This is a genomic window from Flagellimonas aequoris (assembly GCF_003584165.1).
In the GTDB taxonomy this organism is placed as follows: domain Bacteria; phylum Bacteroidota; class Bacteroidia; order Flavobacteriales; family Flavobacteriaceae; genus Flagellimonas; species Flagellimonas aequoris.
Genome location: NZ_QXFJ01000031.1, coordinates 265,758 through 288,576, shown reverse-complemented (window position 1 = coordinate 288,576; position 22,819 = coordinate 265,758). Strand labels below are relative to the sequence as shown.

At 42.3% G+C, this 22,819-nt stretch carries 16 protein-coding genes; 6 read left to right on the top strand and 10 right to left on the bottom strand.

Features of this window, described 5'->3' with window-relative positions:
• Positions 1–210: 210 nt before the first annotated feature.
• From D2U88_RS19120 to D2U88_RS19100, 5 genes are all read left to right on the top strand, one after another.
• On the top strand, positions 211–3,057 hold the full coding sequence (locus D2U88_RS19120; protein ID WP_235855833.1) for a triple tyrosine motif-containing protein: 2,847 nt from the start codon (positions 211–213) through the stop codon (positions 3,055–3,057).
• 100 nt (positions 3,058–3,157) lie between these two features.
• Complete coding sequence (locus D2U88_RS19115; RefSeq protein ID WP_119642156.1) at positions 3,158–4,255, top strand: helix-turn-helix domain-containing protein; 1,098 nt, start codon at positions 3,158–3,160, stop codon at positions 4,253–4,255.
• A gap of 70 nt (positions 4,256–4,325) precedes the next feature.
• Positions 4,326–6,005, top strand: coding sequence for a serine hydrolase domain-containing protein (locus tag D2U88_RS19110; RefSeq protein WP_119642154.1), 1,680 nt, complete (start codon positions 4,326–4,328; stop codon positions 6,003–6,005).
• Positions 6,006–6,084: 79 nt separating this feature from the next.
• Positions 6,085–6,903, top strand: a complete 819-nt coding sequence (locus D2U88_RS19105) for a formylglycine-generating enzyme family protein (protein ID WP_119642152.1) — start codon at positions 6,085–6,087, stop codon at positions 6,901–6,903.
• A 67-nt stretch (positions 6,904–6,970) separates the two neighbouring features.
• A complete protein-coding gene (locus tag D2U88_RS19100; RefSeq protein ID WP_119642150.1) occupies positions 6,971–7,519 on the top strand; it encodes a DinB family protein in 549 nt (182 codons plus the stop codon).
• A 68-nt stretch (positions 7,520–7,587) separates the two neighbouring features.
• Here the strand turns inward: D2U88_RS19100 and D2U88_RS19095 are convergent, their stop codons facing one another.
• The 6 genes from D2U88_RS19095 to D2U88_RS19070 all read right to left on the bottom strand — a co-directional run bounded on the left by D2U88_RS19095 (position 7,588) and on the right by D2U88_RS19070 (position 14,121).
• A complete protein-coding gene (locus tag D2U88_RS19095) occupies positions 7,588–9,702 on the bottom strand; it encodes a M28 family peptidase (protein ID WP_182859226.1) in 2,115 nt (704 codons plus the stop codon).
• Positions 9,703–9,886: 184 nt separating this feature from the next.
• Positions 9,887–11,143 (bottom strand): mechanosensitive ion channel family protein, encoded by a 1,257-nt coding sequence (locus tag D2U88_RS19090; protein ID WP_119642274.1) that lies wholly within the window; start codon positions 11,141–11,143, stop codon positions 9,887–9,889.
• 69 nt (positions 11,144–11,212) lie between these two features.
• Positions 11,213–12,454 carry an MFS transporter gene (locus D2U88_RS19085; protein WP_119642148.1) on the bottom strand — a complete coding sequence of 414 codons (1,242 nt, stop codon included), beginning with the start codon at positions 12,452–12,454 and terminating at the stop codon, positions 11,213–11,215.
• A gap of 87 nt (positions 12,455–12,541) precedes the next feature.
• Positions 12,542–12,829 carry a putative quinol monooxygenase gene (locus tag D2U88_RS19080; RefSeq protein WP_119642146.1) on the bottom strand — a complete coding sequence of 96 codons (288 nt, stop codon included), beginning with the start codon at positions 12,827–12,829 and terminating at the stop codon, positions 12,542–12,544.
• A gap of 21 nt (positions 12,830–12,850) precedes the next feature.
• On the bottom strand, positions 12,851–13,444 hold the full coding sequence (locus D2U88_RS19075) for an NAD(P)H-dependent oxidoreductase (protein WP_119642144.1): 594 nt from the start codon (positions 13,442–13,444) through the stop codon (positions 12,851–12,853).
• Positions 13,445–13,521: 77 nt separating this feature from the next.
• Complete coding sequence (locus tag D2U88_RS19070) at positions 13,522–14,121, bottom strand: nitroreductase family protein (protein ID WP_119642142.1); 600 nt, start codon at positions 14,119–14,121, stop codon at positions 13,522–13,524.
• A 116-nt stretch (positions 14,122–14,237) separates the two neighbouring features.
• On the opposite strand from D2U88_RS19070, the gene D2U88_RS19065 reads away from it, so the two are divergent.
• A complete protein-coding gene (locus D2U88_RS19065) occupies positions 14,238–14,588 on the top strand; it encodes a winged helix-turn-helix transcriptional regulator (RefSeq protein ID WP_119642141.1) in 351 nt (116 codons plus the stop codon).
• Between the two features lie 94 nt (positions 14,589–14,682).
• Here D2U88_RS19065 and D2U88_RS19060 read toward each other — a convergent pair whose 3' ends face one another.
• The 4 genes from D2U88_RS19060 to D2U88_RS19045 all read right to left on the bottom strand — a co-directional run bounded on the left by D2U88_RS19060 (position 14,683) and on the right by D2U88_RS19045 (position 22,685).
• On the bottom strand, positions 14,683–16,449 hold the full coding sequence (locus D2U88_RS19060) for an alkaline phosphatase (RefSeq protein ID WP_119642139.1): 1,767 nt from the start codon (positions 16,447–16,449) through the stop codon (positions 14,683–14,685).
• A 1-nt stretch (position 16,450) separates the two neighbouring features.
• The gene (locus tag D2U88_RS19055) at positions 16,451–17,581 is read right to left on the bottom strand and encodes an alkaline phosphatase (protein ID WP_119642137.1); all 1,131 of its coding nucleotides are present in this window, start codon (positions 17,579–17,581) and stop codon (positions 16,451–16,453) included.
• Between the two features lie 84 nt (positions 17,582–17,665).
• Positions 17,666–19,411, bottom strand: coding sequence for a RagB/SusD family nutrient uptake outer membrane protein (locus tag D2U88_RS19050; protein WP_119642272.1), 1,746 nt, complete (start codon positions 19,409–19,411; stop codon positions 17,666–17,668).
• A gap of 19 nt (positions 19,412–19,430) precedes the next feature.
• Positions 19,431–22,685 carry a SusC/RagA family TonB-linked outer membrane protein gene (locus D2U88_RS19045; RefSeq protein WP_119642135.1) on the bottom strand — a complete coding sequence of 1,085 codons (3,255 nt, stop codon included), beginning with the start codon at positions 22,683–22,685 and terminating at the stop codon, positions 19,431–19,433.
• Positions 22,686–22,819: the final 134 nt, after the last annotated feature.

The following is a 22,819-nucleotide window of genomic DNA, read 5'->3' as shown; positions in this document are numbered from 1 at the left end:
TGATTATCAACAATTTAAAAATTATAAATACTTACTTTTAGCGAACTCACTTTTGCAAAAAACACAACAATCCATAAATTGCCGTTCCCAGTTCATAAAAAACTTGGCATCTATTGATTTTGAAAGCATTTTCGGATGATAACCCAACCATTTTCATACATAACAATAACCTTTACCAACCGAATAGATAAGCCGGTAAAACTTTTGCTATTGTCGTTCTTTTTTACAACAATTACCCATGGTCAGATGAAGGGAACGGGTCTGCCCAACATCAAGAACTTCACGAAAACCGAATATCAGAGTGGAACCCAGAACTGGGACATACACCAAGACTCCAATGGAAATGTGTACTTTGCCAATAACAATGGTCTTCTACAATATGATGGTTCCACCTGGCGTACCTACCGAATTCCCAACTCCACAAATATTAGATCGGTAAAGTTCGATTCCATTTCCGGGAGGATCTATGTAGGTGCTTATAATGAGTTTGGATATTTTGAGTCAGACGAGAAGGGGAATCTGGATTATGTTTCATTGATTCCCAAAATTCGAGGTGATCGCTATAAGTCCACTGATTTTATCTGGAAAATCCATTTGCTCAATGACGAAGTGATATTCCAATCTTTCACCGCGGCTTACATATTAAAAGACGAATCCATTACCGTAATACCAGTTGAGGGAAGGTTTCAATTTTCATTCAAGGTAGAGGATAAAATATATTTCCAGGATATCACCAAAGGCATTGTTCAATACAAAAATGGGGATATGGTTCCCCTAGCTGGAACAACGGCGTTGAATGGTTACGAAATATGGGGGATTTTTCCCTTTGAAACGGATACATTACTCATTGCCACTTTGGAGGCCGGTCTTTTTGTCTATGATGGTCGCCATGTCGTGCCTTGGGATACCGAGGCCAATGAATTCATTAAAAAGAACAGTTCCCTGGGCGGGGTCATGGTCAACTCCAATACATTTGTGCTGAATTCCGTTTTAGGAGGAATCATCATCTGCAATAGAAAAGGGGAGATCATTCAACATGTAGACCTGAAAAAGGGTTTAAAAAACAATACCGTCCTGAGTTCGTTCATTGATAGTTCCAACAATCTTTGGTTGGGTCTCGATAACGGGATTTCCTATTTGAATATCAATTCTCCATTCACCTATTTCAGTTCCAGTCTTAATTTAAGTTCCGTTTATGCCTCAATAACCCATAATGGAATCTTATATGTGGCCACTAACCAAGGGGTCTTTTATCATCGTTTGCAAGGCAATTTCACCGACGATTCATTCAAACTGGTTGAAGGGACAGCAGCCCAATCTTGGAATATCCAAGTAATATCCGATGAGCTTATCTGCGCCAACAACAAAGGGGCATTGGTCATTAAAGAAGGTAAGGTGGATCGTATCCTGGACCATACAGGGTATTTTGGCTTTAAAAAAATTCCCGAGCACCCAAATCTTTTTATCGGTTCCAATTATGGTGGCTTTACCATCTTTGAGATAACCCCAAGTGGTTTTGCCTTTAAAAATAGGGTACAGGGATTTTACAACAGTTCAAAAGACTTTGATCTCGAATCTGGCTATCTATGGATGCTCCGCGATCAGCTTTTATATCAACTTGAATTCTCGGACAATCTTGAGGAATTCACCGTAAGAAATAAGTTTGCCACACTGGACAGTGATGGCAATGGAGTAAGCACACTTCAAAAAATCAACAACACCTTGTACTTTGTTGCCAATAACCATTTTTATACCTATTCCAAAAACTTTGATTCTTTTAGGGAAGAGACCGGATTAAGCGAACTCTTCAAAGAAGTACCTCCTATCAATTCCATATCCCAAGATTCATACGGAAACCTTTGGTATTCCTACAACGAATCGGAATCCCTAGGTGTTCTAATGAAAACTAGGGATGGTAGTTACACCAATGTTATGGAGCCCTTCTCCATCCTTAAAGGCAATTTTGTTTACAACTATCTATCCGTGAATACAATCGACCCCCATAACATTTTCATTGGCATGATCAATGGACTGGCTCATTATGACTCAGGATTTTCAAGCGATAACCTCACCAAACCCAAGGTTTTTATAAGAACCTTTTCTTATGGCGATGAAACCATAGTACAGGGCAATCCACAGGAAAAACCGGCCGACCTAGAGCTACCATATGCGAACAACAATGTAAAGTTTACTTTTTCCTCTCCTGATTTCGAGAACGCGGACAACATACAATATTCCTATCAACTAGAACCTTTTGACTTGCAATGGAGCCATTGGTCCAAACAGTCGATCAAGGAATATACTAATCTTAAAGAAGGTACCTATACCATGAGGGTAAAGGAAAAAAACAATTATGGCCTGGAATCGGAACCGGCAACCTTGGTCTTCACTGTTAATCCACCTTGGTACAGACATATTGTTGCCTATATCGGGTATTTTATGCTGGCCTGCCTGATTGTATATCTGATACGGCTACAGGTAAGGGCCAAGATAAGAAAGAACCGATATTATGAGACCATTGAGCAGCGAAGGCTGTACCTTGAAAAAGAGTCCAAAATTAGAATGGAACAATACCGATTGGAAAAGAAAATACAAAAACTCAATAGGGATCGATTAAAGACCAAAATTCTGGCAAAGGATAAGGAATTGGTGAACAATTCACTTCAGGTAGTGAAAAAGAACAAAATCTTGAGCAACATCATTCAAAAATTGAAAGAGATGGACACCGAATCCATGAATGATGAAAGTAAGGCTCAACTGAGCACCCTAAAGAAAAGCATCACGAAAGAAATCAATAGTAACAGTTGGAACGATCTTGAAAAACACATCAAGAATGTACATTTTGATTTCTTAAAGAGACTCAAGGAACAATATCCTGATATTTCCCCTAGGGAACTCGATCTTTCAACTTATTTGTTGATGAATATGTCCACCAAGGAGATTGCGGAGGTGATGAACATTTCCAATGGAGGTGTGGAGTTGGCCCGTTACAGATTGAGAAAAAAGCTGGGGTTGGGCAGAAAAGAAAACCTCAACGGATTTTTGATGAACATATAACACATCCGTCAAAAATAACAGCATTGATAATGAAGGCCAATCTTGCTTTCATCCAAAAACACCTACATTTATAAAGACCAAATAATTGTGGATAGACAGCATGAGTAGTTTGGAACTTATCGCCAGTTTGGGAAAAATCATCTTTTTTTTGATGGTGCTATTTTCATTTTTCTTGTTCACTGTCAAAAGCGAGAAGAAAATGGCCAATCGCATCTTTGCCATATTTCTGCTGGTTACCGCCTTGGATTTATCGGGACTGTTCCTCATTGGCTTTTTTATGGAGCATCCCAATTTCAGGATACTGAAAACTTCTTCCACACTGTTACAGATGCCCCTGTTCTATTTTTATGTGCTCTCGGTCTGTTACTCAGATTTCAGGATAAAACCTAAGCATTGGTTACACGGGGGGTTGTTTTTGCTTTTTGTGCTGGTCTTTAAAATCACATCCATTTCCGAGCGGAGTCTCTTCTATTTCAGTATCGTTGTAGAAGTGCAATACTTTAGCTATATCTTCGCTGTTTTTCATGCCCTAAAAAGATATAAGACCCTTTATCTGGAGAATTATTCCAATGCCGATCGTACCGGGTATCAATGGTTGTTTCAAGTAACCCTATTTTTCTGTTTTGCCCATGTTTTTGTATTGCTGAAAATGGGAGCTTTATTTTTGGGAAGTGAAGGCAACTTGATCCAGGTCCTATATATTATCATCAGTATTGTGGCCCTATTCATCATTTGCTGGTTTGTTTTGACCGCTTTGTACAACCCTCAACTTTTCACTGGCATTAAAACGGGACTTGTTCCGGTTCATTCCATCTTAAGGGAAAAAGAAACCGAGACGGAAAAGGACGACGAAACCCTTGAAGCTATCCAAAAATTGCTACACTTCATGGAAAACGAGAAACCGTATCTCGATTTCGAGCTTACCTTGGAAAAGCTGGCTTCCCATTTGCAAATACCCGATAGAGACCTGTCGATTTTAATCAACCATCACTTGGGCAAACACTTCTTTGATTTTATAAACGAGTACCGAATTGATAAGGCCAAAGAAATCCTTGAAAATCCGGATAATAGAAAACTCACCATTTTAGAGGTTATCTACCAGGTTGGTTTCAATTCGAAATCTTCCTTTTACACCGCCTTTAAGAAAATTACCCATCAAACCCCAACAGCCAACAGAAAAGCGGCCCTCTCACAATAAACCATCACTCACACAGTACAATATTTAGTCCGACTTTCTTATTCGGACACTTTTATGAAAAACGACCTCTATGTTTGGGTCATATTCATCATTGTACATCATGAGAAAAGCAATCTTACTTCTATTTCTTTTTGGCCTATCCTTTCAAAATTTCTTGGCGCAAAAAAATTACCAAAAAGAATTTCGCCAAGTCGATTCAATCCTTGGCAGTCACTATGATCAAAAAAAACCAGGCATTGCGGTTGCCATCATAAAAGAGGAGAAAACCATATATAAAAATCAAATTGGTATGGCCGATCTTGAACAGGAGATTTCCATTTCCGACTCAACAGCCTTTCATATTGCGTCGGTCTCCAAACAATTTACAGCTTTTCTGGCCCTTTTATTGGAGAAAGAGGGTAAGCTATCAATGAGTGACGACATACGGAAGTACCTGCCAGAATTGAAGGATCTTCCGTTCAAAATAAATCTTTACCAATTGGCCAACCATACCCATGGCCTACCTAATTTGAATGAATTGGCCCATCTGATCGGGATTGGACCTCAAGATCGAATGACACATAAAGAGGCAATAAAAATGCTATTGAACATTAAGACGACTAATTTTAAACCGGGAGAAAAATATGAATACAATAACACAGGTCTTGCTCTACTGGCAGAAATTATAGAACGTGTTGAAGAAAAATCATTTCAGCAGGCACTAAAAGACAAAGTTTTTGAACCATCTGGAATGATGCGGAGTAATGCTGTAGACAGTCCAGCGCTTATTGTGAAAAACAAGGCGCATTCATACAAGTTGGAACATGGGACCTACGTTAATTACCCCTTTAATTTAAAATCCAACGGTTCCACTGGGATAAGTACTACAATTAACGATATGGGTAAATGGGCATCTATGTTCCAAAACCCGTCCCCTGAAGCCAAAGAGATTTTTCAGGAGATGCAAAAACCAACTAAACTCAATTCAGGCAAAGTGGTTCAATATGGCTTAGGGTTGGAATTCAAAAATTATAAAGGCCTGAATTTGGTTTTTCATGGAGGTGGCGATTCGGGATATCGTTCATATATTCTGCACGTTCCAAAATTTCAATTTTCAGTTGTCATCCTTGGAAACAACAATGACTTTACGCCACTTGAGGTTGTCTACCAAATAGTGGATACATTCCTCAAAGACCATTTAAAAGAACCCTTGCCCCCCAAGAAAACACATTATACCGAAAGGGAGTTAAAATCATTTGAAGGTACTTATGAGATGTTTCCAGGAACTTATTACAACATTATTGCCGAATCGGACACACTCTATTTCCAATCCTATGGAACCAAGGATAAAGCCCCTCTTCCTGTGATAGGTGATGGTGAATTCCTATTTCCCTATATCCCAACCGCTAAACTTTCCTTTTATAAAAACGGTTTCATTTTTCATATTGCCGATTTCAAATACGATTGTGAAAAAATAACCTTGGAAACGATTCGACCTGAAGAGGTAAAGTTTACCGACTTTACAGGCTTATATAAAAATGAGGAATTGAACTCCATTTTTGAATTGGTCATCCAAGACGCAGTATTGATGGCAAAACATTGTTCAGATGAAGACATAGTACTCCAACCACTCGCTAAGGATAGTTTTTATTCCAGGAAATCCTTTTTTGGAAAATTGGATTTTATAAGGAACACGCAAGGTAAGATCGTTAAATTTAAGGTGTCCGGTCAAAATTTAAAGGACATTGAATTTGTTAGAATACATGACTAAGTTTTAATTATGGCAGCTAAACATCTTTCCAATGATTCTCCCTTGAACCCATGTTATTAAACCAAACAAAAATCAAAAAATGATCAAAAAACAAGCTTTACTGGTACTAGAAATTCTGGTTTTCCTTTCTTGCAAGCAAAACCAGAACGATACGGAAATCGAATGGGTTTTTGTAAAAGGTGGAACCTTTGAACAAGGCAAGAACCAAATCATCATCAGCCCAAAAGGAGATACCATTACAGGTTTCACCAGCCCCCATCGATTTGTGGAAATTAGCGATTTCTACATCAGTAAATACGAGATCACAGTGGAACAGTTCAAAGAGTTTTGTAAAAGCACCGGAAGAAGCATGCCGGAAGCACCCATTGAAAATGCTTATGGAAAAAAAGTGTTTTATCAATGGGAAGATGAAAAACCCATGTTGGCAACTTGGGATGAAGCAAACGAATTTGCCAAATGGGCCGGAGGAAGATTACCGACGGAAGCAGAATGGGAATACGCTGCAAAAGGCGGGCAAAAAAGTAAAGGTTTTACATATAGCGGGAGTAATGATCCAACGGAAGTGGGCTGGGTCCGGGAAAACTCGGATAGTACTTTTCACAAGGTAGGTCTACTCAAGCCAAACGAACTTGGTATTTATGATATGACCGGAAATGTAGGGGAATGGGTTTTTGATTGGTACAATCCAGAAAAAGATAGTTTGGTCAACAAAACAAACCCGCAAGGGCCACCGGAAGGTGCATATAAAATTTCAAAAGGGGTGAGTTGGTATTACGAAACACAAGATGCCAATGGAAAACCTTTGGAATATGGCATTCATATGCCAGAAGTCAGATACCAATCCCCTCCTGATACACGAAATGACGGATTTGGATTCAGGATTGCAAAAAATAAATAAAACGACCCCGACTTCCCATGTCTAAAATTATTGTGTATAATCATGAAAATCAATTGTTAAATAGATAATGCCCAATAAAACCTACTACAGGGATGCTCCTGCATATTGTCATTCCTTTTTTGACTTGGTTCAGACTGATGATCTGTTGAACGAACTTGAAAAAAGTAGAATTTTTACACAGGAGTTATTCCATCTCATAACACCTGATACCGAAAATTACGCTTATACACCCAGCAAGTGGACCATAAAAGAGGTCATCCGGCATGTCATCGATTGCGAGAGGGTATATACATATCGGGCTTTACGGTTTTCGAGGTTTGACTCTACCGAGCTTCCGGGTTTTGACGAGAACCAATACATCGAAAACCTAAAATCGATACACCTAAACCTATCCAATTTAAAAGAGGAATATGAATGTGTCAGGAGGTCCACCATAGCACTTTTTAAAAACATGACGGATGACATGTTGGATTTTAAAGGAAAGGCAAACAAAGTCAATTTCACACCACGAGCACTTGGTTTTATGACTGTAGGACATAATCTGCACCACTGTCATTTTATAATGACCAACTATTTGAAACTGCCAACAAGATTATACTTCAGCAATATTGAGTAAAACCCAACGGTCACAGATAAAAAAGCAGGCCTTTCGGCCTGCTTTCTATTACATATCTATAAAGTCTTTTAGGGCAAACTGTTTGCCAATACCAATATTTTGTTGGCCAAGGATTCGATTGCCGCGGCATAACGCTGGTCCCATTCCTCTAACCTATCGGTGGAAGTAAGCGATATTTCATATTCCAATCCCGGTAGGATCCAAGAGGCGTACCCACTAAATGGGTCTGTAGAGGCATACAAGGATTTATACCAAGAACCGTAATACATCCCCTTTTCATCAATAAAACTTTTCTCCAAGGCAATCAGTTGCTGGTTGATACTTGTAAGCTGCTTTTTGGACAATTTATCCCCGCTCAGAGCTTTGGACAAGGCTGCATCCAAGACAGTTGTGTTCTTTTCCAAGACAGCAATGGCTTTATCGACCTTTTCAAAACCTTTAAACCCACTATCGAACTGCTGTATTTTTTTGATGGCATTTTCAAAATGACCTTTTAGGTCGGTGGCATACCGTTTTATATCATAGGGAATCACTTCTGCATTGGCCATTCTCAGCGCCATTAAGCCGGCCCATTGCCCAATGGTCCCCCCCATTTTAAATTCTGGATCCACATAGGTCTCATAAAAATGGAAGTCGTCATAATTGGTATGGTACAGGGTAGGCCCGTGGGACCCGCCGCTTAGGGAAGGAACACCCACATGCATATAAAAACCGATATGGTCGGAACCTCCTCCAAGGTTTCCTATGGATGGTGTTTCCTTTGTCCCCCTCCATTGATCATAGAGCGTTTTGTCGGTATAAGGGTAATCCACTTTTTGGGCCATTTCGGTCACCAGACCTTTTAAAGTGGGGGAAGAAGCTGCCCCGAAATTTTTACCGGAAACACCCCCATCAAAATTGAGATAGGCAACCGCTTTGGCGCCCAATGCATCGCGCATTTGCTCTACCCATTCCGATGATCCAATCACACCGTGCTCCTCGGCATCCCAATGGGCAATAAGTATGGATCGTTTGGGGGAATGACCTTCTTTCACCATCTTGCCCAAAGCTTCGCTCAAGGACAAAAGCATGGCCGTACCACTGTTCGGGTCGGTGGCCCCAAAGGCCCAGGCGTCGTAGTGGCAGCCCAAGATAATCCATTCATCTGGATATTCGGTACCTTTAAAAGTTCCCACCACATTATTGATCCGTGTAAAATCCTTTTTCTGATCTACCTGTACCCGAACGGTAAACTCTTTTCCACCTTCCAAACGATAGGTATACGGCAAGCCACCTTGCCAACCCGAAGGAACCACTTTTCCGTTCATCCTTGCAAAAATCTCCTTGGCTGCACCATAGGCAATAGGAAGAACAGGAATAGTATGCAAACTGGCTTCGGACGGGTCCATCCGCTTAATCTTCTTTTTACCATCCAATGGTAGGGAAGGTTCAAAAGGAGTCAATGGGTCCCCTTCATAATCGGTGGTCAAGAGTGAACCTCTTTGTATGGCACTTTCATCATAATACACCCCGTTCGGATACACTAACCCTTTCATATATCCACTATCGGCCGGATCGGTATAGATGATCAATCCTGCCGCGCCATATTGCTCGGCGAACTTGGCCTTGTATCCCCTAAAGTTTCCTCCATAACGGGCGATTACAATTTTTCCCTTGATCTCGATGCCCATTTCCGTGAGCTTTTCAAAATCTTCCTTGGTGCCATAATTGGCATAGACAACGGTAGAGGTCACATCCCCACTTCCTGAATAGGCATTCCATCCTTTACCCAAAGTAAGGTCTGAAGAAAAAGGGTCTTCAGGCATGATGTACTCCTGCTGGTTGAGGGGCAATCTAATTGGGGTGACGAGATCAATACTGGACGTTCCCCCATCTGTGGACATATAAATGTCATAGGGATAGAGATCCACCTTCATCCCAGCTCCTTCCATGACCTTTGCCATATAATCGGCTACTTTTTCATTGGCGGGTGTACCGGCAATATGGGGCCTTTCCGTTAATTTTTTCAAATGTTCTCTATAACTGGGAAAATCCATGCTCTGGAGCAACATGGCCTCCATTTTTTCTTGGTCTTGGAAAGAGGAAGTTGTATATCCGTTCCAATCTTGGGCCGCCACAAGGTGACTGGTCAATACTGTGATGGTGAAATAAAAAATTGATTTAAGGGAAATGCTGCGATTCATAATGTTATTGGTTTGGTATTCTCCAAAAATACGGCTTTAATCCTTCAAGATTTGTCCCTTTTGTTCCTAAGGAACAACTTTTAGATTTTTCTTGGTATGTCCCATCAATAATTATGGATTAACCCATATGTACTTCAGCTTTCCTTCGGGAAAGGCAATAAAAAAACCAACTAAAAGGCCAAAATCAATGTTCGGACGTATCCATGGTCAGGGAGGTGGGAAATTCAAAAACTTCCAAGGAAAAATAAGGTAAGGCGGCCAGTAAATGATCAAAGATATCGGCCATGACATATTCGTAGTTCTCCCAACGCTTATCGGAGCTAAAGGCATAGATTTCCAAAGGAATGCCCTTTGGGGTAGGTTCCAATTGCCGTACCATCAAGGTCATGTTCTTGTTGATGGCAGAGTGGTTCTGGAGATAATTGGTGACATATTTCCGGAATACCCCAAAATTGGTAAGGTTACGGCCGTTCACCAATAGTCCTTTGTCAATATTATTGTCCCTGTTGTAGGTATTGATCTGTTCGCTTCTGGTGTTGATGTACGATTCCACCAGTTGGATTTTCTTCAAGGCCTCAAGATCTTTCTCGGTCAAAAACCGTATGCTTTTTTGACGGATGATCAAAGCCCGCTTGATACGTCTTCCACCCGATACCTGCATCCCTCTCCAGTTTTTGAAGGAATCCGAAATCAAAGCGTAGGTAGGGATGGTGGTAATGGTCTTGTCAAAATTCTGGACCTTTACCGTGGCCAAGGAAATTTCGATCACATCCCCATCCGCACCGTACTTTTCAAAGGTTATCCAATCCCCTATCCGTACCATATCGTTGATGGTAACTTGAATACTGGCCACCAGCCCCAAAATAGAATCCTTAAAGATGAGCAATATGATGGCCGAGGCGGCGCCCAATGCCGTAAAAAACTTCCAGACCGTGGTCTCGGTCACAATAGCAAATATGGTAAGGATACCCACTACCCAAGCAAAGATCATGAACACCTGAACATAGCTGTCGATGGGCTTATCCTTGAACCTTGGCAATGTTTTTAAATAGCCGTTGGTACTTTTGAAGAATTTTCTAAAAATGACCAGGGTAAGGAATACAAAAAGAATTTTGATGGTCTTCAACGCAATGGTCCCCGCATAGTCGAAATCCATGAAGGCAATGGGGACAAACTCCAGTAGAAGCACCAATGGAAATATATGTGCCACGTAGCGGGGCACTTGGTGCATCACCAAAAAATTGTCAAAGTTATTCTTCGACTTACGAGCCAACCGGATGGAAACCGAACGCAACACCTTCCATAAAATCAGGTCGAGCACGAAGGCCACGATCAAAACCCCCAACAACAATATCAACAAGTTGATATAGGAAGCCAATCCTTCCCCCATCCCTGCTTTTAGGAGGTAATCGTAGAGCAACCTCCCCCAATCCTTGTACATGGCTATAATTTCCGCTAACATGGTGCAAAACTACAGCATCTGATCGAGCTGTATGCAATTATTAACTCCTTATTCAGAAATGACTTTTTCGGGCTTTATTAAAAACTGGACAATGATCAAAATGAGCAATCCCAAGCTTAAATAACTTATTCCCAATCCAATCTGTGAACTTGGATGCACTGCACCTACAATGGCGTAGCTTGAAATGGATGTAAGAAAAAAAGCGGATCCTCCTATGAATCCTCCGGATATTCCGGCCATCTTAGGAAATCTGCCAATACAATAGGCAAAGTAATTGTTGAAGATAAAGCCCACCCCAACATGTACCAAAAAGGCAAAAAATAGCATGGTATAGATATTTTCCAACCCATTTGCACTGAAAATCATCAGCAGGGTCACTCCTATTCCCAACAGGCTGGCCACACGAAGTTTGGGAATAAAAGGTTTGTTGATGAGCGCCTTACCAATAAACCCACCGCTCAACCAAGCGATTCCCATGGCCAAAGAAGCATATCCGGCCACTAAAGGAGGAAATCCCATTCCATGTTCGATAATAAAAGCCCCAGATAGATTGAAAACCATAATGGTCCCGTAACAAAGCCCGCTACAGATTACCCCGAACACGAACATCGGTGTCCGCAACATGATGCCATAATCCTTAATGATCGTGGCTCTATTGAAAGGCCTAAACTCACGAACAGTTTCCCCTGAAAAGAAAAGTTCCAAAATCAACAAAAGGGTGGCATACCCGGCAAGGACATAAAAACTGGCCTGCCAATTAAAATAATGCTGAAGGTAACCCCCAATAAAAGGGGCGATAATCGGTGCAATGGACCAAACAATGGACATGATACTGAGATAGTTTTTACGGGCCTCACCATCGTGTACATCCACAAAAAAACTACGCTTGGAAACCCCGATACAGCCTATGGCCACCCCTTGCAGCACTCGCATGGCGTAAATGGGTTCTATGCTGGTAGAAACAGCAATTACAATATTGCTCAATATAAACAGACAGAGGGCCAAAATGGTAATCCGATACCTGCCATAGCTGTCCATAATGCTTCCCGCAAAAAATTGTACTATCGCATAGCTCAATAGAAACAAGGTCAGTGTCAACTGGATGGAGGATTCGGATTGGTGTAGTTCCGTAGCCATGGTGGGCATGGATGGCGCATAAATATCCGTAACGAAACCTGACAAGGGTATCATTAAAAAGGAAATGATGGTCGCCTTCTTTTTGTACTTGGAGGGCAACCTTTTTACATCGGTATACGAACGGGTATTTAAAACGTTCAACTTGGAGGGCATGATGGGAGGTTTTTATGACGTGGAGTTCAAAAAAATAATAGGTGACCCAATATCGGGTCACCCATTAGAAAAGGATTGTTGGTAAAACTAAACCTTGTTTGCCTTGATGACCATTGGGGCTTCCTGCAGTTTTCCGTTGGCAAAAGCCTGGAATTTTTTGATATGGGGCTGTCCATTATGCTTGTCCAAACCTTCTTGATCTTCCCAAATCTCATAAAAGATGAATCGGTTTTCATCCTCTTTGTCCCGATGAAGGTCATATTGAATACAGGCTTCTTCCTTATGGGTTTCCTCCATAAGCTCTACCAAGGCATTTTTAACCTCACCCATGTATTCCGGTTTACTGGTAATGATGGCAATTACATATACTTTCATGATGCTGTTGTAAATGGTTATCTATTTTATGATGTTTTCGAGATGATTTCTGTATTCGCGAAGATACATCTCAATTTGTGGATCTTTGATCACATTGAAACAATGAAAATTGGGCAGTACCTCATATCCGCAAAATCGATAATTGACTCCTACATTGTACAGTACATCGTCCGCGGTCTTACCACTCAACAAATATTGATCTTTGTTCGCAGAAAATTCTTCCGGGGCATTCCATGAAGTTACCATGGTCATTTTTCTTCCCTGCATCAGCCCGCCAGTGCCATAATTTTTGGAGGGATCCTTTCGGGTACGTCCATCATCTTTCAACAATTTACCCAAAGCCAACCCGGTATTGAAGACCTCGTCCACGTATTTTTTATGGATCCACGGCGTATTGAACCAATAGACGGGCGTATGCAATACAATATAATCCGCCTTTACATATTTTTCCACTTCCTCCGCAGGGTCATACCCATCCTCAATTATGGTTTCGGAATAGGTATATCCGTGATCTTCACAGAAAGTCTTGGTGGTTTCTGCCAAGGTTTTGGTCAGTTTTCCTTCGGAAATGCCTTGATAATATTGATGGGCGTTGATAATGTGTAAATGTTTCATTGGTTTGTTTTAAAAATAATATTTGGACGGATGACCCAGCGTCTTCCGTATGAAGATTAAAAAATGTAAATAGGGTGTTATAGGGATTGGACCACGGCTTCGAGATCCATCCTGGATTTTTGTTTTAGGGCCGGCTGATTGGCATCGTCCTCATCGCGGTATCCTATGGCAACGGCAAACAAAGTGGTATATCCATCCAGTTTCAAAATGGAGTCGTATCCTTCCTTTTGGATGCCTTCCATAGGTGTGGAATCGATTCCCATGGAGGCACAAGCTCCTAAAAAGAAGCCAAGGGATAAATACACTTGGTGAGATAGCCATGACTTGATCTCATCTTCCGGTAGGGGCTTTAAAAATTGTTTGAAGTATCCTACACTCCCCGGCTGTAAATGCTTTTCTATTTGTTCCTCAAATTTATTGATGTCACTGACTACCGTAAACACTACCAAATGGCTGGCATCCTTAATCTTTTGTTCATTGAAAAAAGACTGTTTGGCCAGTTTCTCTTTTATGGCTTCATCAGACACAAATATGAATCGCCATGGCTGACTGTTGATGGAAGAGGGACTCAACCGAAGAATGTTCTTCAATTCAAGTATTTGATCTTCGGGTATTTTTTGATCGGGATTATATTTTTTTGTTGTGTAACGTTGTTCTGCCAGATGTAAAAAATCCATTATTCCAGTGTTATTTATATACTATACTTTTTATAGTTACAAACGTATGTATAGTTTTATATCTTTGCAATAACGGTCAAAATGTATAGCATGCATTTTTAAAACAATTTTAACATATGTATTGTGTTGACAACAAACATTTCCCTTGCAGTACCAGCCTCACAATGAAATACATAGGAGGAAAATGGAAGTCGGTGATATTAATACATCTCACCAGGGGCAAAAAAAGGTATAATGAGCTTCGCAAGGAAATCCCCACGATCACCGAGCGTACCTTGAGCCTTCAACTCAAGGAATTGGAAGCCGACGGTCTCGTATGTAGAAAAGTGTACACGAGCAAACCCCCGCTGAAGGTGGAGTATGGACTTACCCCGTTTGGTCAAACACTGATCCCCGTTCTGGATGCCATATCCCATTGGGGCAAAGAGGCTTCAAAGGCTCATAAAAAAATCAAGATTGAGCCTTGAATAAAATACCTATGGCAGTTTTCTTTCAGGAATGGATACTTATCATCAGTCTAAAAAATAAGTGCGCCTGCCTAAAACAAGCGCACCGAAAATTTTATTTTAACCCTAGGGCCAACAAGATTTTTTGAAAAATCTCGGTATTCTCATATACCCCGTTAAAATCTTCCGCATGCGGGCCATACGCAAACAAGGGTACCATAATTCCTGTATGATCCACGGTCAAGAAATCACCTTGAACTGTACCATCATGCAAGCTTCCTCCAACGATTCCAAAGCCTGATGTTTCATGATCCGCGGTAATGACCACCAACGTATTTTGATCGGCATCCGCAAAACGGATGGCCTCTGCAATGGCCTCGTCAAAATCCAACATTTCCTGGACAATATCGCTGGTACTGTTAGAGTGTCCCCCATTATCGATCTGTGCTCCTTCCACCATTAAGAAAAAAGGTTCGGACTTGGCACCCAATACATCCAATGATTTTTTAACCGCTTCGGGCAATGCTTTTCCTCTTCCATTCTTCATGGAGGGTACTTTGTTCTCACCTAGGTAAACCGCAGTTGGTCCGGAAAAATCTTCAAACGCATCAAAACTTATGGTTTTAAAAACGTTGGAAATAGTACTCTCCTGATTTTGGCCGCCTGCCATGAAAAAATCCAATGGGCTCTTTGTCAAATCTGCCACAAGACCCTCGGTATTGTCACGCTCCACTTGGTGGGCAAAAAAAGCAGATGGGGTGGCCCCGTAAATGGCATCCGTAGAAATAATGGCCGTATTGAAACCTTTTTGGTTCGTAATGTCAACCAGATTGGTCAAGATTTCACCTTTGGGTCCCACACCAATGGCACGGTTGTTCGTTTTGTTGCCCGTGGCCATGGCAGTTGCACCGGCAGCCGAATCGGTTATCAAATCATCAAAAGATGCTGTCTTTACCAAACCGATGTTCTTCAAACCAGCAACGGTAAGCCTTCCACGGTTGGCAATCATGGCCGAGGTTATCTGGGCCAATCCGTTGCCATCCCCGATCATTACAATGACATTCTTAGGTTTGGACTGGGGATTGTAACTATATTTTGGTTCGTAAACAGCAATCTCATTTTTAAGTCGGAAGGTATTTCCATCAAGTTTTTCCAGATATTGCACCGCCAAGGCAGGTTCATCGGTGTTGATAAAATCCACTCCCATTTTAGCCAATCGGGCCCACGCGGTCTTGGTATCGGGCGTGGCCCAAAAACGAAATGGTCTTCCTGATGCCTTGGCCTTAGCAATGGCCTTTTGAACAGTTTCAAAATCTGGTGCCGTCATTCTACCATATCCGTTCCAAACCGAAAAATCCTTAAAACTGACGCTCACCAAACCTACCTTGGTTAAATCGATGTTGTCCAGTTCCTCCAAATTCTGATGGTCGAACCAAATAAAATCAGGGTAGTTTTGATATTCCTCGGATTTGGGGCGATTTCCCGAAATGACAAACTTAACCTTGCCCAAAGATGGGTAGTGTCCCAACACCTCAACCAGCTTCTTCAAGGTCGAATGGGCCTCGGATTTTACATCAATGAGCAATTGAAGGTTCCTTAATTCCCCTGATTTCTCCAAACTTGCCAATCTGTCCAGATAAAGTTTTTCCAAGGTTTTCCCTTCCTTGATTTCGTTTTCGGCATGGGTCACATACAGCGTTCCATTTTTAAGGAATACATCCGCCTCGATGGATGCTGCCCCATTGCTATAGGCATACCAAAACGGCAGTTCCTGTTCATAATCGTTGTGGGAATGGACTTTGTAGGTTTCCTGGGCCAACAAATTATGTTGCACACCCAAAAACCATAATATCAGCACTGCTACTCCAATGATTTTTTTCATCTTATTGCTTGTTCTGGTTCAGCGATTGTAAAAACTTATGATAAATTTCGTTGTTCTCATAGATTCCCTGAAAATTTTCAGCTCCTTTTCCTTCCGCAAAAACAGGGATCAACTCTCCGCTATGCTGGTTGGAATTAAAATAGACGGCAACCTTGTCGGCCACTTCCATCTTATTTCCGGTACTTTCATCCACTTCATAGTACTTGCCGATGCTCACCCCTCCTGTTTCATGATCGGCGGTGACCACTAACAACGTATTGGGATGCTCTTTTACATAATCCAGTACCGTCCCCAAGGTTTTATCAAAATCAAGTACTTCTGTAACCATCATATCGGCATCTTCCGCATGTCCGCCCCAGTCAATATAAGAACCTTCCACCATTAAAAAGAAAGGTTTTCCCTTTTGATCAAAATGATCCAAAGCCATTTCCGTGGCATCCTTTAGAAAATCCCCCCTACCCTCTATTTTTGAGGGAACGCCGTCCTCGGCCAACACATAAGCATTGGGTCGATCCAAAACCGGATTGGAAAGTTGTAAGGTATCCAAATGATAATTTTCATCCACCAAATATTGAAAGAGATCTTTTCCATCCTTCCTTTGGTTGAAGAATTTTTTACCGCCTCCCGCAAAGAAATCCACCTTGGATTTCACCAATTGCGCGGCTATTTCCTCATGCATGTCGCGGTCCTTTACATGTGCATAAAAACTGGCCGGCGTAGCATGGGTAATGGAAGTAAGACTAATCAATCCTGTCTGGTAGCCTTCTTTTTGAAGTTGTTCCAAAATAGTTTCTTGCGGAATACTGTCCACCGAAACGCCGATGGCCCTTTTATACGTTTTTTGTCCGGTTGAAAAGGCAGTGGCCCCAGCAGCCGAGTCAGTGATTTTGGAGCTTTTGTCGGAGGTTTTGTGCAAACCGATATGGGTAAACCTTGAAAAATTGGGGGTTCCCTCCCCAAAATAATAGGCCGAGGACACCTGTGGAATGCCCATGCCGTCGCCAATCATAAAGATAATGCTCAAGGGTTCCTCTTGGGTTGTTTCGGATGGCTCTTCTTCTTTCTTTGCCGTGCAGCCCAGTACTAACATTGCTAAAATCGAAGCAATGGTTTTCTGATATGAAATCTTCATTTTTTCATTCGTTTGATTTGTTCATAAAAAGCAAGCGGCAAGAGGAAAATCCATCTTGCCGCATGTGCTAAAAAATACACTTGATCAATAGCCTTCATTCTGTTCCAGATAGCCTGGCACATTCGATGCTCCATCGATGGCATCCTGTGGGATCGGGAACAATCTATGATGCACATCGTTATCCGTTTTTTCGGTCCAGGAATCCTCGTAGTGGCCAAATCGAATCTGGTCACTTCTCCTAAAACCTTCCCAGTACAGCTCAAATCCGCGTTCACGGAAAAGGGTTTCCAAATCAATGGATGGCAAGGCCTCCGGAGTTTGGTCTGGGCGTGCATTCCTTTCGGTCCTAATGAAATTTACATCGGCCAAGGCACCTGCACTGTCCCCTTTTCTCAATTTTGCTTCGGCACGCATCAAATAGATTTCTGCCAAACGCATCAACACAAGGTCCACGCTGCTATAGTTGTTACCATTGGGCGAGGTATGGCTAAACTGGTACTTGGATACCCTGTAACCATTTCGGTGCAACCTTCCCTCGTTTGTAAAATCAACTTGCAGCACGTGGTTCACATAATCCACATCCTTATCGGGTCCATTCCCTTTTCTTTGGATGACAGGGTAGATTCGGTATCCACCATCACACGTATAAAAAGAACCACCTTCATCTTTCCTTGGTCCCCAAATGACACCTCGGATGATTCCCCTATTGATCTCGAAATCCTCTGCGGAGATACAGTAATAATGGTCTTCATCATTTTCTGGAGTAACCCCTGTCAAATCCTGCAATTCGGCTGGAATCATTTGGTTTTCCTTGAAGAATCTCGCATCTGCCTCAGCTGGGTCGGTAGCGCCATAGGCATCCACCCAGGTTTGGTAGAAATCGGAGGTAATGGCCGGACCGTCGGTACCATCTGCATCCGGGAATTCAGGTCTAGGAAACCAAGAGCCTGCCAATGACCAATAGGCCCATCGGCTGTGCTCATTTTTCATGACACCGCGTTGATCAGCGGCAAAAATGATTTCGGAGTTATCATTGTTGTCATCGTTGAACAGATCAAAGTACTCTGGCGACAATGAAAATGCTCCCGAGTTGATGATATTGTCCGTGTATTGGATCACTTTGTCCATATCCTCATTGCTGAAGCTTGGGGTTCCGTAGGGGTCACGATAGACCGCCGCATTTAGGTTCAATCGTGCCAAAAAGCCCCACACCGCTGCTTGGGTAATCCTTCCCGGTCCCTTACTGGTGTTGATGACATCCACAACGGACAAGAACTCACTTTCTATATAGTCAATGGCATCCTGCCCCCTCAAAATCTCGGAAAGGTCCTCGGAAGTCTCTTTTTTGAACACCAATCCCCAACTATCGAGCACCAACATGTTCATATAGGCTCGAAGTGCGATCATTTCGTAAAGTGCTCCTTCGGCCTCTGTATCACCTGCCTCGGCAAGGGGTTGTAATACTTCAATGGCCGAAAGGGCCCTTGAAATGTTCTTGGTCACTTCGTTCCAAGAGCTTCCCACCAAATCATTACCTGTTGAAATGGTATGAGCATGGGTTTCCAAGAATTTACCACCATCATACCAATCCGTTCCTCCACGGTATGGCAATATGGCCTCATCGGCCGCAATCAATTGCAGTCCGTAATAATTGGTATGCCTCCAAGTCCATGCCACTTGCCCATAAGCTGGTGCAATGGCTCCGCTGATCAGTTCCGCCTGTCCGCTTCCTTCCAAGGATTCGTCCAAAACTTCTTCTTCCAAGTCGGTACAGCTCAGGTTTGAGAATAAGGAGATCCCCAATAGTGCTATTATTATTTTGTTCTTCATCTTTGAAGTGTTTTTTTGATTAGAATGATACATTTAAGCCAAATACAACCGTTCTTGCCTTAGGATAATTGAAGTAATCGATTCCGAAGGTCTGGATGCCATCAATGGTCAAGTTCGAGTTGATCTCAGGATCAAAACCAGTGTAATCGGTAATTACGAAAAGATTCTGGCCGGTCACGGAAAGACGTATGGTATTCACCAAACCATCCAAACCGATGAGGGCCGGTCTAAGACTGTAACCCAAAGTGGCATTGTTCAGGCGCAAGAAATCCCCTTTTTCCAGATAACGGGTAGAAACCGCATTGGAATTGGTAATGTCCTCATTTGGATATTCCGAAGCAATCGATGTGGTGTTGAAATTGGAAGCCAACAATCCTTTTTTGAACAAGGACATGGCAGTATGGTTGTACACCTTGTTGCCAGATACACCATTGAAGTTCAACCCAAGGTCAAAATCCTTGTATTTAAAATTCAGGTAAAAGGCATATACCAAATCTGGAAGGGCGCTGCCCACCACTTTTCTATCTTCGGACAAGATGCTCAATCCATCATCACCGATACCCAAAAACTCTTGCATATAGAAAGATCCGATAGGTTCACCATTGATGTTTCCGTTGATAGTGGCATCCGTTTGACCTGCTCCTTGCGCGGCACCTGTGGTTAACACTTTGTAAGGCGAGTTGGCCACCTCATTTTTGGTATAGGCCAAGTTTCCACCAATGTTATAGGAAAAATCCTTGCTATAATCGCTATGGTAATCCAAGGCAAATTCAATACCGTTGTTCTTGATTTCCATATCAGGAATATTGGTCCAGAATTTATCCGTCGGTTGTATGGGGTCCGCAGGGGTAACCTCCAACAAAATGTTCTTGGACACTTTCTGAAAATAGTCCAAGGTTCCTGACAAACGATTGTTGAACAATCCAAAATCCAAACCGATGTCGGTCTGTTGGGATACTTCCCACTGGATATCGGGATTTGCCAAACGAGTAAAAATAGTACCGTATGGATAGTCCTCCAAAGAACTCTCATCTCCATTGATAGGATAGGAATCGTTTCCATCCTTGCTATCGGTATAGCTCAATTTGGTGATCTTGGATGGAATCTCTTGGTTACCGGTCTTACCCCAACTGGCTCTTAACTTCAGGTTATTGATGGTTGCGTTGGTGCTCATAAAATCCTCGTTCATGATGTTCCAGCCCAATGCCACGGAAGGGAAATAACCATACTTGTTGTTCCCCCCAAATTTTGAGGAACCATCGGCACGCATGGTCGCAGTCAACAAATATTTATTGTCAAAAGCATAATTGACCCTACCAAAGAAAGACTGTAGTTCATTTTCAGTGGCATAGGTGTACATATAGGTCTGGGTGCTTTCCCCACTGATCTGGTCCTGATACTTAGGCTCTATGCCATTGTCCGCAAAACCTTCCAATTCAAAGCTTTTCTGGTGCACAAAAGTTTTCTGGTAGGTATGTCCTGCCAGAACCGTAAAGTTGTGTTTGTCCTTTTCGAAATTATAGGTTAGGGTATTTTCTACCAAGGTGTTCTTGTTGGTCGTGTACGTTGAAGTCAACGATCCATTGGCATAGCCTTCCAACAAAGAATAGGGTATGTACTGCACATCACGATCCGTAGTGGAGTAATCAACACCCAAGTTCAGTTTATATGTCAACCCATCAATGATTTCAATGGAAGGTGCCACATTGGCCAAAATCCTGTGGTTAACGGCTTCATCACTAAAGATTTTCTCGCGGGTCAAAGGGTTTAATGCATTGTCCAGCAAGGTGGGTTGCCCGTCGGTATACAAGGGAAGGGTTGGGTTCAACTGAAGCATGTCCCCAACTATGGACCTTGCATCTGCCCTGAGGTTTTCCGTTCTACTGGCGGTCATGTTGAACTCTACCTTGAAACGGTCGTTCAAAGCTTTCTGGGTCAGATTCAAACGGCCGGAATACCTTTTTAGGTCATTGGCCCTCAAAATACCTTCTTGATCATTCACACCCAAAGAGGCATGATAGGTAAACTTGTCCGCGCCACCGCCCATGGACAAATTCACATTTTTGGAAAAACCGGTACGACTTAAGGCATCTTGCCAATCGGTATTGGCCCCGCCATCATCCAAATTTCCACCTGCAGCCACCACTTGTTGACGGAACTCATTGGCGCTGAACACATCCACTTTATTGGCCAAAGACGAGAAACCTGTAGAGACACTCAAGTCCATTTGGGTACGTCCCGATTTTCCTTTTTTGGTGGTAATCACGATTACCCCGTTGGCCGCCCTGGCTCCATAAATAGCTGCAGCGGAGGCATCCTTCAACACATCGATACTTTCAATATCCTGTGGGTTGATAAAGTTCAAGGGATTGGTAGGTACCCCGGTACTTGTATTGTCCAAAGCAAAACCATCGATTACATACAATGGCGTAGTCCCGGAACGTAAACTTCCCACCCCACGGATGATCACATCCTGTGCGGCACCTGGCTCACCACTTACATTGGAAATGTTCACACCGGCAACCTTACCTTGCAAGAGCTGCCCTGGGTTCATCACGATTCCTTTGTTGAAATCCTCGCTTTCCACTGAAGCGATGGAACCGGTCACATCGGTTTTTCTTTGGGTTCCATACCCAACTACCACTACATCTTCCAATTGTGTAGCATCTTGCAGCAATTGCACATCAATGGTAGTGCGGCCGTCCACCGCAACTTCTTTTGGGGTGTATCCCAAATACGAAAATTGGAGCACTGCGTTGCTCTCCACATCAATGGTGTAATTACCATCGAAATCAGTAATGGAACCATTTCCCGTTCCCTTTTCCTGCACGGATGCACCCGCCAACGGAACCCCGTTTTCGTCGGTTACGGTACCTGTAACGGTGATAAAGGCAATTTCCACGACTCTTTTGGGTGCTTTGGGTTTTACATCTATGGAAATGGTATTGTTGATCCTTCTAAACGTAAGGTCCGCATCCTTGGCCATCAATTCCAAAATGGACCTAAGGGAAACTTTGTTGTAAGCAATGTCGTAAGTCTTGTGCAATCGTTCCACTTTGCGGTCATACACAAATTTGAAGTCTGTTTGTTCCTCTATCTGCTTCAAGACCTCAACTACCGTGGCATCGTTCACGGATACATCCACCCTGTAGTTCTCCAGTTTTTGCCCCCTTACATTGGCTGCCAACACCGGATTCAACAGTGCCAAGATGATCATAAAGCAAAATGTACGGAATGTCAACTTGATAAATTGTTTAATAGTTAGTGAATTCATAATTTCACATAATGTTTAAATGGTTATAAGTATTTGTAATCATTGAACTTTCGACAGCCTGTTTCCGCTCGCCAAAGTGTTGCAGGCTGTTTTTTTGTTAGGTTGTTTCATTTCATAGGCATTGATTTTTGATT

What these genes read in the sequence shown, in the direction of transcription:
- D2U88_RS19110 (WP_119642154.1), top strand. Translation starts at nt 4,326, where the DNA reads ATGTTTGGGTCATATTCATCATTGTACATCATGAGAAAAGCAATCTTA.
- D2U88_RS19105 (WP_119642152.1), top strand. Translation starts at nt 6,085, where the DNA reads ATGATCAAAAAACAAGCTTTACTGGTACTAGAAATTCTGGTTTTCCTT.
- D2U88_RS19080 (WP_119642146.1), bottom strand. Translation starts at nt 12,829, where the DNA reads ATGAAAGTATATGTAATTGCCATCATTACCAGTAAACCGGAATACATG.
- D2U88_RS19100 (WP_119642150.1), top strand. Translation starts at nt 6,971, where the DNA reads ATGCCCAATAAAACCTACTACAGGGATGCTCCTGCATATTGTCATTCC.
- D2U88_RS19050 (WP_119642272.1), bottom strand. Translation starts at nt 19,411, where the DNA reads ATGAAGAACAAAATAATAATAGCACTATTGGGGATCTCCTTATTCTCA.
- D2U88_RS19095 (WP_182859226.1), bottom strand. Translation starts at nt 9,702, where the DNA reads ATGAATCGCAGCATTTCCCTTAAATCAATTTTTTATTTCACCATCACA.
- D2U88_RS19060 (WP_119642139.1), bottom strand. Translation starts at nt 16,449, where the DNA reads ATGAAAAAAATCATTGGAGTAGCAGTGCTGATATTATGGTTTTTGGGT.
- D2U88_RS19065 (WP_119642141.1), top strand. Translation starts at nt 14,238, where the DNA reads ATGTATTGTGTTGACAACAAACATTTCCCTTGCAGTACCAGCCTCACA.
- D2U88_RS19090 (WP_119642274.1), bottom strand. Translation starts at nt 11,143, where the DNA reads ATGTACAAGGATTGGGGGAGGTTGCTCTACGATTACCTCCTAAAAGCA.
- D2U88_RS19115 (WP_119642156.1), top strand. Translation starts at nt 3,158, where the DNA reads ATGAGTAGTTTGGAACTTATCGCCAGTTTGGGAAAAATCATCTTTTTT.
- D2U88_RS19055 (WP_119642137.1), bottom strand. Translation starts at nt 17,581, where the DNA reads ATGAAGATTTCATATCAGAAAACCATTGCTTCGATTTTAGCAATGTTA.
- D2U88_RS19045 (WP_119642135.1), bottom strand. Translation starts at nt 22,685, where the DNA reads ATGAATTCACTAACTATTAAACAATTTATCAAGTTGACATTCCGTACA.
- D2U88_RS19075 (WP_119642144.1), bottom strand. Translation starts at nt 13,444, where the DNA reads ATGAAACATTTACACATTATCAACGCCCATCAATATTATCAAGGCATT.
- D2U88_RS19085 (WP_119642148.1), bottom strand. Translation starts at nt 12,454, where the DNA reads ATGCCCTCCAAGTTGAACGTTTTAAATACCCGTTCGTATACCGATGTA.
- D2U88_RS19070 (WP_119642142.1), bottom strand. Translation starts at nt 14,121, where the DNA reads ATGGATTTTTTACATCTGGCAGAACAACGTTACACAACAAAAAAATAT.